This is a genomic window from Granulibacter bethesdensis CGDNIH1 (genome assembly GCF_000014285.2).
GTDB lineage: Bacteria > Pseudomonadota > Alphaproteobacteria > Acetobacterales > Acetobacteraceae > Granulibacter > Granulibacter bethesdensis.
Genome location: NC_008343.2, coordinates 156,493 through 169,809, shown reverse-complemented (window position 1 = coordinate 169,809; position 13,317 = coordinate 156,493). Strand labels below are relative to the sequence as shown.

At 62.4% G+C, this 13,317-nt stretch carries 11 protein-coding genes; 8 read left to right on the top strand and 3 right to left on the bottom strand.

Going from position 1 to position 13,317, the window contains the following annotated elements; all coding sequences use genetic code 11:
- Positions 1-23: 23 nt before the first annotated feature.
- A complete protein-coding gene (locus tag GBCGDNIH1_RS13110) occupies positions 24-1,877 on the bottom strand; it encodes a protein-disulfide reductase DsbD family protein (protein ID WP_011630857.1) in 1,854 nt (617 codons plus the stop codon).
- Between GBCGDNIH1_RS13110 and hrpB the strand changes: the two genes are divergently transcribed.
- From hrpB to GBCGDNIH1_RS13085, 5 genes are all read left to right on the top strand, one after another.
- Positions 1,876-4,311: an ATP-dependent helicase HrpB gene (gene hrpB, locus GBCGDNIH1_RS13105; protein WP_011630856.1), complete on the top strand. Its 2,436-nt coding sequence runs from the start codon at positions 1,876-1,878 to the stop codon at positions 4,309-4,311. The genes GBCGDNIH1_RS13110 and hrpB overlap by 2 nt on opposite strands.
- Before the next feature lie 244 nt (positions 4,312-4,555).
- Positions 4,556-5,575 carry a trypsin-like peptidase domain-containing protein gene (locus GBCGDNIH1_RS13100; protein ID WP_232449694.1) on the top strand — a complete coding sequence of 340 codons (1,020 nt, stop codon included), beginning with the start codon at positions 4,556-4,558 and terminating at the stop codon, positions 5,573-5,575.
- 3 nt (positions 5,576-5,578) lie between these two features.
- Positions 5,579-6,259 carry a winged helix-turn-helix domain-containing protein gene (locus GBCGDNIH1_RS13095; protein WP_011630854.1) on the top strand — a complete coding sequence of 227 codons (681 nt, stop codon included), beginning with the start codon at positions 5,579-5,581 and terminating at the stop codon, positions 6,257-6,259.
- Between the two features lie 10 nt (positions 6,260-6,269).
- Entirely contained in the window at positions 6,270-7,748 is a 1,479-nt protein-coding gene (locus GBCGDNIH1_RS13090) for a sensor histidine kinase (RefSeq protein WP_232449664.1), read from the top strand.
- A gap of 120 nt (positions 7,749-7,868) precedes the next feature.
- The gene (locus tag GBCGDNIH1_RS13085) at positions 7,869-8,132 is read left to right on the top strand and encodes a GlsB/YeaQ/YmgE family stress response membrane protein (RefSeq protein WP_025285726.1); all 264 of its coding nucleotides are present in this window, start codon (positions 7,869-7,871) and stop codon (positions 8,130-8,132) included.
- Positions 8,133-8,186: 54 nt separating this feature from the next.
- On the opposite strand, the gene metW is transcribed toward GBCGDNIH1_RS13085, so the two are convergent.
- Positions 8,187-8,786, bottom strand: coding sequence for a methionine biosynthesis protein MetW (gene metW / locus GBCGDNIH1_RS13080; protein ID WP_025285725.1), 600 nt, complete (start codon positions 8,784-8,786; stop codon positions 8,187-8,189).
- A 56-nt stretch (positions 8,787-8,842) separates the two neighbouring features.
- Positions 8,843-10,063: a homoserine O-acetyltransferase MetX gene (locus GBCGDNIH1_RS13075; protein ID WP_011630850.1), complete on the bottom strand. Its 1,221-nt coding sequence runs from the start codon at positions 10,061-10,063 to the stop codon at positions 8,843-8,845.
- Between the two features lie 89 nt (positions 10,064-10,152).
- Here GBCGDNIH1_RS13075 and GBCGDNIH1_RS13070 point away from each other — a divergent pair, with 89 nt between their 5' ends.
- The 3 genes from GBCGDNIH1_RS13070 to GBCGDNIH1_RS13060 are packed head-to-tail and all read left to right on the top strand — an operon-like array spanning position 10,153 to position 13,189.
- Positions 10,153-11,196, top strand: a complete 1,044-nt coding sequence (locus GBCGDNIH1_RS13070; RefSeq protein ID WP_050748372.1) for a chorismate mutase — start codon at positions 10,153-10,155, stop codon at positions 11,194-11,196.
- Complete coding sequence (gene hisC, locus GBCGDNIH1_RS13065) at positions 11,193-12,305, top strand: histidinol-phosphate transaminase (protein ID WP_011630848.1); 1,113 nt, start codon at positions 11,193-11,195, stop codon at positions 12,303-12,305. The genes GBCGDNIH1_RS13070 and hisC overlap by 4 nt, the downstream gene beginning before the upstream one ends.
- Complete coding sequence (locus tag GBCGDNIH1_RS13060) at positions 12,302-13,189, top strand: prephenate/arogenate dehydrogenase family protein (RefSeq protein ID WP_011630847.1); 888 nt, start codon at positions 12,302-12,304, stop codon at positions 13,187-13,189. The genes hisC and GBCGDNIH1_RS13060 overlap by 4 nt, the downstream gene beginning before the upstream one ends.
- The last annotated feature ends 128 nt before the right edge of the window (positions 13,190-13,317 follow it).

Sequence of the window (13,317 nt, the reverse complement as noted above, 5' to 3'; positions counted from 1 at the left end):
CTTCGGCTCAGCGCCGGAAAACGTTACCGCGCCCTGACGGCGTTGATGACGATTTCCGGCGTCAGAAGCTGCGGAAGGGTTACGGGATCACCGCCACCCGCCGGATAGAACAGATAAAGCGGCACACCATCCCGTCCATGGTCGCGCAGAAACGCCGTCAATTTACGGTCCTGACGGGTCCAGTCACCCAGCAGATAGGCGACGCCGCCATTCCGGAACGCTTCCTTGACTGTATGATTACTGAGAGCAACCTGCTCATTCACCAGGCAAGTAACGCACCATGCGGCGGTCAGGTTGACGAAAACCGGCCTCCCTTCCGCCCGTAATGCATCCAGACGCGCCCTTGAAAAAGGCTCGGCCCCCTGCCGCTCTGCCATCGTGGTGCCGGCCACATCGGCTACAGCCAATCCGGACGCCTGATGCAGGCGTTGTAACAGAAGCAGGCTGATTCCAATCGCCAATATCGCCAGCCCACGTCCGACCAGGCTGCGCACGCCACTCCCGAATTGTGCGACTCCCCAGACCCAGGCGGCAAAAGCGATGGCGGTCAGCCCTTCCCCCACAATCAGCACCCCGTTGGCCCCAGCTTCCTGCGCGATCACCCAGACCAGCCAGCAGACCGAGGCATAGACCGGAAAAGCCAGCGCCTGCTTCAAAACCTCCATCCAGCGACCGGGCTTCGGCATGGCGGCAACCAGCTGCGGAAAAATCGCCACCAGCAGGTAAGGCAGGGCCAGCCCCAGCCCCATGGCCAGCAGGATCGTCAGCATGGTCACAGCCGGCGCGTTCAATGCCACGGCCAGAGCCAACCCCATGAACGGAGCCGTGCAGGGCGTGGCCACCACAACCGCCAACAGGCCCGTGAAGAAGCTCCCGGACAGGCCATCCCGGCTGCTCAGTGTATGACCTGTGCCGACCATCCGTGCGCCAATCTGATAAACCCCGGACAGATTCAGCCCCACCGCCATCAGCAGCCACGCCATCCCTGTCACGAAAACCGGTGAGGCGAACTGGAACCCCCACCCCACCGCCGCCCCGGCATGGCGCAGGCCGATCGCCATCATCCCCAGCGCCAGAAAAGCCAGCAGAACACCCGCCGTATAAGCCACAGCATGGCTGCGTACGGCCGCTCTCTCACCGCTGCCAAGGCGGGCCAGAGCCAGCGCTTTCATGGCCAGCACCGGAAAGACACAGGGCATCAGATTGAGGATCAGCCCACCCAGTACCGCAAACAACAGCACCATCGGCAGGGAAGATGTATCACTGGGCTGCGGCTGAGATACCTGTCCGGAAAGGGGACTGGCAGAAGAACCTTCCCCTCCCTGGCCTTCCAGTAAAGTCAGGTGAAAATGGCCCTCTTCCGGCACACAGATGGTCTGACAGATCAGCCAGTTGGCCTGAAGATCAATCTCGATCGGGCCACGCGCTCCGTGCGGATCAATCGTGACCGGCAGCACGACCGTTCCCTGATAAGCATTGACCCTGAGAGGGCCTTCTTTCAACTGCATGGTCGGCGGCCAGTCGACAGGCCCGGCCGTGACGCCGGATGGCAGGGTAAAGGTCAGTTCCGGCGGCAGTCCCGAATCGCCGGGATCCTTGCCATAAATATGCCAGCCGGGAGCCATCCTGAATTGCAGCCCGAGCCGAAATGGATGACCGGACGTGTAGCTGTCCGCATCGCTCATCAGCGTCACCGTCGCATGAGGACTGCTGACCGGCGCGCTTTCCAGCGCATAAGCCGGAGAACTCCCATAAAGCAGCGACAGACAGACACCCAGCACAGACAGAAGAAAGCGCATGATCAGGCCCGGATAACATGTTTTCATGATGCGACCGGGGCTTTGTTTCCCGGCACGCCGTGATATGGGGCGGACCATGAGCGTCTCCGATCTTCCGGTCAAACATGTCCTGCCCGCGTTGCGCGAAACCCTGATCCGGGGCAACGCGGTTCTGGTCGCACCGCCGGGTGCGGGCAAGACCACGACCGTTCCGCTGTTTCTGCTCGGCGAGGAAGGGCCTTTCCAACGCATCGTGATGCTGGAGCCACGTCGTCTGGCCGCCCGCGCCGCTGCTGCACGCATGGCGTCACTGATCGGGCAGAAACCGGGAGAGTTGGTCGGCTACCGCACACGGACCGACAGCGCCGTCTCCGATGCCACAAGGATCGAGGTGATAACGGAAGGGCTGCTGGTCCGCCGTCTGCAATCCGATCCGGGGCTGGAGGGGGTGGATCTGGTCATCCTCGACGAAATCCACGAACGCAGTCTGGATGCGGATATCGCCCTCGCCTTCTGTCTGGACCTGCAACGCGCCTTGCGGCCCGAATTGCGGCTGCTGGCTATGTCGGCCACCGCGGATGGTGCACGCCTTTCGACCCTGATGCAGGCCGGCATCGTCGAAAGCGCCGGACAGGCCCATCCGGTCGGCATCACCCATAGCGCGCGCGACCTGACCCATTTGCGCGACATCCCCGAGGCCACGGCGCGCGCGGTCAGGGTGGCTCTGTCCGATCATCAGGGTGATCTGCTGGCCTTCCTGCCCGGGATGGGAGAAATCCGCCGCGTGCAATCCATGCTGGATGGGTGTGGCGCCACCGTGCTGCCGCTGCATGGCGATCTGCCACCTGCCGAGCAGGATCGCGCCCTTCGTCCACTGGAAAATGGGGGACGGCGCGTTGTGCTGGCGACCTCGATTGCCGAAACCTCCCTCACTGTTCCGGGTGTACGGATCGTGGTGGATAGCGGCTGGCGTCGTGCGCCGCGTCTCGACACTTCGACCGGTCTGACCCGGCTGGCAACCCTGCGCATCAGCCGTGCCGCCGCCGCCCAGCGATCGGGACGCGCCGGTCGTGAAGCGCCGGGTATCGCGATCCGGCTCTGGAGTCAGGCTATGGAGCGGGGCATGGCACCCTTCGACCGGCCTGAAATTCTGGAGGCCGAACTGTCCGGGCTGGTGCTGGATTGCGCGGGCTGGGGCGCATCACCCTCCGACCTGCCGTTTCCGGATGCTCCCCCTGATGGCGCGGTGGCGGCGGCACGGTCGCTGTTGGGTGATCTCGGTGCCCTCGATCCTGAAGGCCGCATCACGGAAGCGGGTCGGCAGATGGCCCGGATCGGCGCTCATCCCAGGCTGGCTGCCATGATGCTGGCTGCCCGCACCCTTCCAGAGCGCCTGCTGGCCGCCGATATTGCCGCCTTGCTGGAGGAACGGGACCCGTTCCGCAACCCGGATGCCCCCGCCGACCTCATGCTGCGGCTGGAGGCCCTGCGCCATGAGGATCCTGCGGCCGATCGCGGAGCGCTGGCCCGTATCCGCCAGACGGCGGCCCAGTATCGCCGCCGTCTGAAAACCGCCAGCCCCGCTATCGCCAGCCCCGCTCCGGCGGAAGCCAGCGAGGCAGGGCCTGATGCCGTGGCCAGGCTGATTGTAGCCGCTTTCCCGGACCGGGTCGCACAGGCACGGGGAGAGGCAGGCAGCTTCCGTTTCTCCGGCGGAGGCGGAGCAAAAATAGCCGTGAATGATCCCCTTGCCCGATGCCGATTACTCGCTGTCGCCTCGCTGGAAGTGAAAACAGCACCGCGTATCCGGCTGGCCGTGCCGGTCGAGGTCGAAACCCTGCGCGACCTTGCCCATGAAACGACCGAAACGATGCATGATTCCACCAGCGGCACGGTCTATATCCGCCGCAAGCTGCGTCTGGGCGCGCTGGTGCTGGAAGATCGTCTGGAGAAAGCCGATCCTGCCGCCCATCCCGGTGCCTCCGACGCTATGGCACAGGCCGCCTTCGCCGCTCTGGTCTGGAGCGATACCGCCCGGCAGCTACGCGCCCGGGTAGAGCTGATGCGCACATTGGAACCGGACAAAGACTGGCCGGACTGGTCCGATGATGCTCTGACCGCCACCGCCCCGGACTGGCTCGGCGGATGGCTGGGACAAGGCGTTAAACCAGCCTCCCTCGATGTAGCCGCCATGCTGCGGGCCGTCATGCCATGGCAACTGGCCCAGCGTCTGGACAAGGAGATGCCCACCCATCTTGCCCTGGCCGGGAATGCCCGCGCAGGCGTGGATTATCTGCAGCCTGTACCGGTTGCCTCCGCCCGGGCGCAGGCTTTCTACGGGTTGCAGCACACGCCGCAACTGGCCGGTGGACGTATTCCGCTGCGACTGGCATTGCTCTCACCCGCCGGCAGGCCGGTGGCCATTACCGCCGACCTGGCCGGTTTCTGGCAGGGAGGCTGGGCCGATGTCCGCCGCGACATGCGCGGGCGCTATCCCCGGCATCGCTGGCCGGAAAATCCGGCAGAAGGTTGAATTTCACCCCCTCCGCTGCAGAGGGAGCGGCAAAACCGATCATAAAAATTTCAGGAAAAATTTTGTCCTGGCGCTGAAGGCTTGACGCCAGGGGATCGAATGTGGGTTACGCTTAGGATGACAGATTCTTAAGGTTTCTGATTGCATGCCGTTTTCCAAGCCTGACCGGTCACGGCTATCTCATAGCCGCCTCAATGGCCGCTCAAATCGCCGCCGTGCTTTCTGCACCGTCATACTGGCGGCAATGCTGCTGTCCACCAGCGCCTGTCAGGCTCGCACGGCACCGGACAGCTTTGCCCCGCTGGTCAAGAAAATCATGCCGGCCGTGGTGAATATCGCCGTTACCGAATCGCTCTCGCCACAGGAAGCACTGGCGCAGATGCCGCCAGAGCTGAAAGGCACCCCGTTCGAAAAGCAGTTTCGCGACAAACTGCGTGGACGGAGGGAACAGGTCATGGGGGCGGGATCGGGCTTCATCCTTGATCCATCGGGCATCATCATCACCAACAACCATGTGGTCGGACATGCCGACCGCATCATTGTTTCCCTCTCCGACGGTTCGGAACTTCCGGCCCGCGTGCTGGGGATTGACGATCTGACCGATATTGCCGTCATCAAGGTGAATACCAGCCGCCCGCTGCCCTATGTCACATGGGGCGACAGCCATGTGGTGGAGGTCGGGGACTGGATTCTCGCCGCCGGGAATCCTTTCGGGCTGGGCGGGTCCGTCACGGCGGGGATCGTATCCGCTCGCGGGCGCGACATCGGGGCAGGCCCGTTCGACGATTTTCTGCAGCTTGATGCGCCCATCAATCCCGGCAATTCCGGCGGCCCGACTTTCAATATGGCCGGGCAGGTGGTCGGGCTGAACACCGCCATCGTCTCCCCTACTGGCGGCTCGGTCGGAATCGGCTTCGCCATCCCTGCCGAGTTGGCCGCCCATGTGGTGGAAATCCTGCGCAGCAAAGGCCATATCGACCGCGGCTGGCTGGGGGTCGCCGTTGAGGATTCCAGCCAGACCGATATGGCAGGCGTGCTGATCGCCAGTGTCGACAAAAATGGACCGGCGGCGCGGAGTGGGCTTCGTGCCGGCGATCTGGTAGAGGCTGTCAACGGTGCTGCCGTGCAGAGCGCCCGCAGTCTGATCCGCGCCATTGCCGCCATCCCCCCCGGCAGCACTGCCCGCCTGACAGTACAGCGTCAGGGACGTGACGTCGACATCGAGATCACCGTCGGTCGCCGACCGGCAGAACACGCAGGCTGAAGAATGCGCATTTTACTTGTTGAAGACGATAAGGACGTAGCCGGCTTCATCGTGAAAGGACTGCGCGAGGCAGGCCATACGGTAGAGCACCGGGATAACGGACGGGACGGGCTGTTCATGGCCGCCAGCGAGAATTTCGACGCCATCGTGCTGGATCGCATGCTGCCGGGCGGCATCGATGGTCTGCGCCTGCTGGAAACCCTGCGCAGCCAGGATGTCAATACACCGGTTCTGTTTCTCTCCGCGCTCAGCGGTGTGGATGAGAGGGTAAAAGGGTTGAAAGCGGGTGGCGATGACTACCTTTCAAAACCCTTCGCCTTTTCGGAGCTGCTGGCCCGCGTGGAAGCACTGACCCGACGCGGCAAGACCGACGCCCCGACCACCAAGCTGGTGGTTGCCGATCTGGAAATGGATCTGCTGTCCCGTGGCGTGAAGCGCGGCGGCCAGAAAATAGACCTTCAGCCACGGGAGTTTCGTCTGCTGGAATTCCTGATGCGCCATGCCGATCAGGTCGTGACCCGCACCATGCTGCTGGAAGGCGTATGGGATTATCATTTCGACCCACAGACCAACGTGATCGACGTCCATGTCTCTCGCCTGCGGCAGAAAGTGGACAAGCCCTTTACCGTCAGCCTGATCCATACCGTGCGCAACGCCGGCTATATGCTCCGGGCGGATGGCTGAAAGGGGGCATTTGCCCCCCATTCCCCGGCGGTCCCTGCTGCGCCGCTGGAGTCTGTGGCTGCGGGCCTTCCGGCGCAATCTCTCGCTGGTGCCCTCCGCCAGCGTGCGCTTCGCCATGCTCTATGCGGGGCTGTTCGCCATCAGCGCCCTGGCTCTGGCGGTTTTTCTCTGGTGGACCACAGCCGGTCTGCTGAACCGCCAGACCGAGACAGCCATTCTCACCGATGCACAGGGGCTGGCGGAACGCTGGAACGATGGTGGACTGCCTGCCCTTGTGCAGGGGATTCAGGAACGTCTCAGTGAAAATCTGGATGATGATGCGATCTATCTGCTAACCGATCCCGAGCAGAGGCGAATCGCGGGTAATCTGGCGCATTGGCCAAGCCAGATGAACACGACCAATACCTGGTTCGAATTATCGATCCAGCGGGCTGGAACCAAATCTCTGGCGCGCATCCGCCGCTTCGACCTGCCCAGCGGCTTTCATCTTCTGGTCGGTCGCGATGTACAGGCGCGGGCACGGCTGCGGGATCTGCTGACCGGGTCTCTGGTCTGGGCCATGGTGGTCGTGGTCGCCCTGAGCGTTGCAGGGGCTTTGGTGGTCAGGGGACTGTTCCGGCGGTCACTGGCCGATATCTCCTCTGTTGCCGCCGCCATCGGGGCCGGGAACTTGACCCGCCGTGTCAAACTCTCCGGGCGGGGGGACGAGTTTGATCGTCTGGCCGAAACCGTCAATGATATGCTGGACCGGATCGGTCGTCTTATGGAGGGTGTGAAGCAGGTCTCCAACGCCATCGCCCACGATCTGCGCACCCCCATTGCCCGGGTTCGCGCCCGTCTGGAAGATGCGCTGACCCATAGCGAGGAAGACACCCAACTGGCAGCCGCGGTCGAGCGCGCCATTGCCGATCTGGATGGTGTCACCGCAATTTTTCAGGGCCTGTTGCGGATCGCGGAAATTGAAAGCGGCGCGCGACGATCAGCCTTTGCCAGCACGGACCTTCAACCCATTCTGGCCGATCTCTGTGAGCTGTACGAACCGCTGGCCGAAGAGAAAAACCTGCTGTTCGTGTTCGACTGCCCCGACCCGCTGCCGATTTTCGGTGATCGCAGCCTGCTGCAACAGGCTTTGGCGAATATGCTCGACAATGCCATCAAATTCCTTCCCACCGGCGGCACACTCCATCTGAGCGGCTGGCGTAATGGAGCAGATATTTTTGCACTGGTTGCAGATAACGGCCCCGGTATTCCGGAAGCCGACCGCAACCGGGCGACAGAGCGTTTTTTCCGCGGCGAAACAGCGCGCAGCACGCCCGGATCAGGTCTTGGTCTCGCTCTGGTGCAGGCAGTGGCTCAACTGCATGGTGGTGTCCTGCGCCTTGAAGATAACAACCCCGGCCTGCGCGCCGTGCTCATCCTGCATGCGGCCACCCCAAAGGTTCTATCGGATGCTGAGCAGATCGTTCTTCTACCGCCTCAAGGGCCATAAAGCTGACAGGGCAGCCCCCCCTGTTCAGACATCATAAAGCCCTGGCATCGTCCCGGCTGAACCTTTTCAGTGTTCATGCGTCATGATCGGTCTGGAGACCTGCATCAAAGGCGCACCGCAATGTTTTCACTTCTATGGACTATTCTCATCGGCCTGATCGTCGGGGCGGTGGCCAAGCTGATCATGCCGGGACGTGATCCGGGTGGTATCATCGTCACCATTCTGCTGGGCATTGGCGGCTCTCTGGTTGCCACCTGGCTCGGCCGCGCCCTGCATTGGTATGGTCCCGAGGATGGGGCCCGCTTTATCGGCTCGGTCGTAGGCGCCATCATCATTCTGGCAATCTACCGCTTCATCGTCGGTCGTTCATCAAATACGGTGTGACCGCTCCTGCCCCGGCCAGCATTTCAAGCCCCGGTCTGTCAGGCCGGGGTTTTTTCATGCCTTGCGCAGCATGAACAGGCCCTGTTCTCCGAACAGATTGGCAAGCCTTGCCGAGCGCCGCCACGGAGAACGCTGACCGGCCTCCCCCGCCGCCAGCCATTGCTCGACCTGATAACCTTCCTGCGCGCACAACTCGAAGAAATCGCGGATGGTGCAGGGATGGATATTGGGGGTCTCATGCCATACGCGGTTCCATGCCCCGGTCATCGGCATTCTGCCCAATGCCAGCAGCTGAAGCCGCACTTGCCAGTGTCCGAAATTGGGGAAGCTGACCAGCGCCCGGCTGCCGATGCGCAACATCTGACGCAACACTTCACGGGGGCGTTCGACGGCCTGAAGGGTGCGGGACAATACGACGTAATCAAACGCATCATCCGGGTAATGCGCCAGATCCTCATCGGCATCACCATGCATCACCGAAAGGCCATGGGCGACCGCCCGCGTTGCCTCCGCCATGTCGATCTCGATCCCGCGTGCATCACAGCCACGGGTGCGCATCAGATGCTCGATCAAGGCACCGTCACCACAGCCAATATCCAGCACACGGCTGCGCGGCTCGATCATCTCCGCGATCAGACGCAGATCAAGCCGCATGTTCCGCCCGCTATGCCGCATGGCGTGCGAAGGCTCGGGCGGAGAGGACAGGTTGTTCATGATGCCTCCACCCGCAGCAATGCGGAGCCACCGCCAAAGCCATTGAACGCCAGCCCGGCATGATCGGCACATCCCTCAAGAAAACCATTCAGCACCCGATGGAAATCCGGTTCATCCAGCAGAAACGCATCATGTCCCTTGTCGGAGGTCACTTCCACGAAGCTCACATTCGCCGCCACCCGGTTCAGGGCGCGGGCGATATGGCGGCTCTCGGCCGTGGGATAAAGCCAGTCGGAACTGAAGGAGATCACGCAGAACCGTGTTTTCGTGCCGGCAAACGCCGCCGCAAGATCCCCACCATATTCTTCCGCCAGATCAAAATGATCCGCAGCCCGGGTAATGGTCAGATAGGAATTGGCATCGAACCGCTTTACGAACGCACCACCCTGATAGCGCAGATAGCTTTCGACCTCGAACATCTCCCCGAACAGATTGGCGGCGGTCTCCCCCCCCATCCCGTCACGACGTACCCGCCGTCCGAATTTCCGCGCCAGAGCCTGCTCACTGAGATAGGTGATATGGGCCACCATCCGGGCCACCGCCAGACCGCGCTCCGGCATGTGTCCGGTGCGCCAGTAGCCCCCCCCGTTCCAGTTCGGGTCACCGAAAATCGCCTGCCGCCCGACCTCGTTGAAGGCAATGTTCTGTGCCGAATGGAAAGACGCCGTGGCAATCGGGATCGCCGCGAATACCGCATCCGGATAGCTCGCCGCCCATTGCAGCGCCTGCATCCCACCGAAAGAACCGCCAATCACCGCAAACAGGCGCGCAATGCCGAGATGCTCGATCAGTTTTTTCTGGGCGCGCACCATGTCCCGGATGGTCAGGCTGGGGAAATCGGTACCCCACAACTCCACACCGGCTGCATCATCCGGCAAGGCCGGATCACGGGGGCTGCGCGGCCCGGTGCTGCCCATACAACCGCCAATCACGTTGGAGCAGATGACGAAATAACGGTTGGTATCAATCGGGCAGCCCGGTCCTACTACACCGTACCACCATCCAGGCTTGCCAGTGACGGGATTGGGATCAGCCACATATTGATCACCCGTCAACGCATGGCACACCAGAATCGCGTTGCTGGCCTCTGCATTCAGCGCGCCATAGGTACGATAGGCAATGCGAATCCCGTCCAGGCTGCCGCCATTATCCAGCGGCAGGCCATCCCGAAAGACGAAAACATCTTTTTGTGGCGCTGTATTCACAGATCGCTTCACCGGTCATGACTCCGGGGGCAGATCCCGGAAAAGGGTGACTATGCCCTCTCATGCCCGTCGTGCAACCACCCTGCCCATGCTCAACCACCATGGCTGATACTGCGATGCTTTGCAGCGAGGCATGCTTCGGCTATCAGGTCGATCTTCATAAGGATTTGGCCCCTGCACAGCAGGCGCCCGAATATTGGCCCGATATCGTCATGCGCCCCATTCTGTCTGGTCTTGCCTCGCCTGTTCTGTCTGCACCGGATGCATCGTCTCCCGCTTCCACCGACGGGGCCGAAGCAGCGCTCGGCATGCTGCGCGCAAAACTGGATATGATCGACGATGCCCTGCACGATCTGCTGATCCAGCGGGCGGAAACAGTCCGTTCCATTGCCACAACAAAGAGCGGTGTCTCGATCCGACCGGGACGGGAAGCAGCGATCATTCGCCGTCTGCTCGGACGCCATCGGGGCCAGTTCCCGGAACAGACCATTATCCGTATCTGGCGGGAGCTATTCGCCGGATCGAACAGCATGCAGCGCAATTTTACCATCTCGGTCTGCGACAGCGATGACGGCTCCGCCGCCATGACCCAGATCGCACGGGAGCATTTCGGAGCCCTGACACCATTGCGCATCTATGGCAGCCCGGCCCAGGCCATTGCCGATGTCAGCAGCGGACAGACCATGGTGGCGGTAGTCCCGGCCCCGGTCGATGACGAATCGCCCCGCGCCGCATGGTGGACCGCCCTGTTGCACCACGATGCCCCCCGCATCCATATCGTCGCCCGCCTGCCAGTCTGGAGCACCCGGCCCGAAGGCGCCCCCCGTACCGATGCCATGGCGGTGGCAGCCATCGCACCCGATCCGTCCGGCGATGACCGCGCTTTGCTGGGTCTTGAAATCGCTTCCGACATCAGCCGGGCAAGGCTGACACAAATGCTGATTAATGCCGGTTTTTCAGTCGGCAATACGATCCTGCGTCGCATACCGGGGGCGGATGACGCCCATGTGCTGGCGGATGTCGCCGGATTTGTTGAGGATTCCGATCCCCGGCTGGCAGCCCTGACCCCCCTTCTGCGTCCACCTGTCGTGCTGGGATGCTATGCGGTTCCTGTCCGTTCCTCACAGGCAGGAAACGCAGCATGAGCAATCCCCGTCCCAATCCCGGTATCGAGGCCATTCACCCCTATATCGGCGGTGAATCAAAGCTGCCCGGCGTCGAGCAGGTGATCAAACTCTCCTCGAATGAAGGCGCATTCGGGCCGCCTCCTGCCGCACAGCAGGCCTATCTGAAGGCCGTGTCCAGCCTGCACCGTTATCCTGATGGCGGCTCCCACGCGTTACGGGAAGCCATCGGGCGTTATTTCGGTCTCGATCCGGCCCGCATCGTCTGCGGTGTCGGATCAGATGAAATGATCGCGCATCTCTGCATGGCCTACAGCAATCCGGATTCGGAGCTGATCATGAGCGTGCACGGATTCAGCGTGTACGAGATGTATGGCCATTATGCCGGGGCCAAAGTGGTGAAAGTGCCGGAGCAGGCCCTGACCACCGATGTCGATGCGCTGCTGGATGCGATAACACCCCGGACCAAAGTGGTCTGCATCGCCAATCCAAACAATCCTACCGGCACCATGCTTCCCACCGCCGAAATCGCACGTCTGCGGGCGAGCCTGCCGTCGGATGTGCTGCTGGTGCTGGATGCGGCCTATGCCGAATATGTCGATGATCCCGATTATGACCCAGGCGTGAAGCTGGTCGATGCGGGCGACAATACCGTCATGACCCGCACTTTCAGCAAGATTTTCGGGCTGGGTGGGCTGCGCCTCGGCTGGGCCTATGCACCGCCTGCCATCGTGGATGTGTTGAACAGGGTGCGCGGGCCTTTCACCGTCAACGCCGCCGTGCAGGAAGCTGCGATCGGGGCGCTGGAGGAACCGGGCTGGGTCGAACGCAGCCGCGCCCATAACAGCGCCGCCCGTGCAAAACTGGCCACAGCCCTGTTCGATATCGGCATTCCCACCCTGCCGAGCGTCACCAATTTCCTGCTGGCGGATTTCGGCAGCGAAGCACGCGCGGGCGCTGCCGATCGCTGGCTGCGCACGCGGGGGCTGATTGTACGCCGCGTCGCCAGTTACGGCTTGCCCGCCTATCTGCGTATCACCATCGGCACAAACGAGGAATGCGATCTGGTAGCCGAAGCCCTGCGGGCTTTCATGGCGCAGGCACCAGCCGACAGCGATGCCGCATCATGACGGAAGCCGCTCCGGTCTTTCGCCGTCTGACCCTGATCGGTCTGGGCCTTATCGGCAGTTCTCTGGCCCGGGCGGTGCGGGAAAACCGGCTGGCCGATGAAATCGTTGCCTGTGACCGGGCCGATATCCTGGAACGTGTTGCCCGACTGGGAATTGCCGATCACTGCGAGGCCGATCCGGCACAGGCTGTGCAGAATGCAGATGCCGTGATTCTCTGCGTCCCGGTCGGCGCCTTTGCCGATATGGCTGAAAAAATCGCCCCTCATCTGGCACCGGGTTGCATCCTGACCGATGTCGGCTCCACCAAGCAATCCGTGATCCGGGATGTCGGCCCCCTGCTGCCCCCCCATGTGCATTTCGTGCCCGGCCATCCGCTGGCGGGCACCGAATATTCCGGCCCGGAATCAGGTTTTTCCACCCTGTTCCGGGATCGCTGGACCTTGCTGACCCCTCCCCCCGATACTGCTGAAGAAGCCATCGAAGCGGTCTCCGCCCTCTGGCGTGGCTGTGGGGCGCAGGTCGAGATCATGGAGCCAGCCCATCATGACCGCGTGCTGGCCATCGTCAGCCATCTGCCGCATCTGATCGCCTTCACTATCTGCGGCACCGCCGACGATCTGGCTGATGAAAGCCGCCAGCAGGTTTTGAAATTCGCGGCTTCCGGGTTCCGGGATTTCACCCGGATCGCGGCTTCGGACCCGACCATGTGGCGGGATATTTTCCTCAATAACCGGGACGCCCTGCTGGAGATGCTGGCCCGCTTTACGGAAGATGCTCAGGCCATGGCACGTGCTGTGCGCTGGGGCGATGAGGATTACATCGTCGATAAAATCGAACGTGGCCGCCGTATCCGGCGCAATCTGATCGAAATCAATCAGGCCTGACGACAGCAGAAAGGGGCACCATGGCCGTGCCCCTTTTGCCATTCTAGCCCGTCATGGTGTGGCGGATCACCCAGTGCAGAAGCTCCGCCACCCCTCCCACGGCCACTACGCCAGCCACCCACAAGCCG

What these genes read in the sequence shown, in the direction of transcription:
- hrpB (WP_011630856.1), top strand. Translation starts at nt 1,876, where the DNA reads ATGAGCGTCTCCGATCTTCCGGTCAAACATGTCCTGCCCGCGTTGCGC.
- GBCGDNIH1_RS13110 (WP_011630857.1), bottom strand. Translation starts at nt 1,877, where the DNA reads ATGGTCCGCCCCATATCACGGCGTGCCGGGAAACAAAGCCCCGGTCGC.
- GBCGDNIH1_RS13100 (WP_232449694.1), top strand. Translation starts at nt 4,556, where the DNA reads ATGCTGCTGTCCACCAGCGCCTGTCAGGCTCGCACGGCACCGGACAGC.
- GBCGDNIH1_RS13095 (WP_011630854.1), top strand. Translation starts at nt 5,579, where the DNA reads ATGCGCATTTTACTTGTTGAAGACGATAAGGACGTAGCCGGCTTCATC.
- GBCGDNIH1_RS13085 (WP_025285726.1), top strand. Translation starts at nt 7,869, where the DNA reads ATGTTTTCACTTCTATGGACTATTCTCATCGGCCTGATCGTCGGGGCG.
- metW (WP_025285725.1), bottom strand. Translation starts at nt 8,786, where the DNA reads ATGCGGCTTGATCTGCGTCTGATCGCGGAGATGATCGAGCCGCGCAGC.
- GBCGDNIH1_RS13070 (WP_050748372.1), top strand. Translation starts at nt 10,153, where the DNA reads ATGGCTGATACTGCGATGCTTTGCAGCGAGGCATGCTTCGGCTATCAG.
- hisC (WP_011630848.1), top strand. Translation starts at nt 11,193, where the DNA reads ATGAGCAATCCCCGTCCCAATCCCGGTATCGAGGCCATTCACCCCTAT.
- GBCGDNIH1_RS13060 (WP_011630847.1), top strand. Translation starts at nt 12,302, where the DNA reads ATGACGGAAGCCGCTCCGGTCTTTCGCCGTCTGACCCTGATCGGTCTG.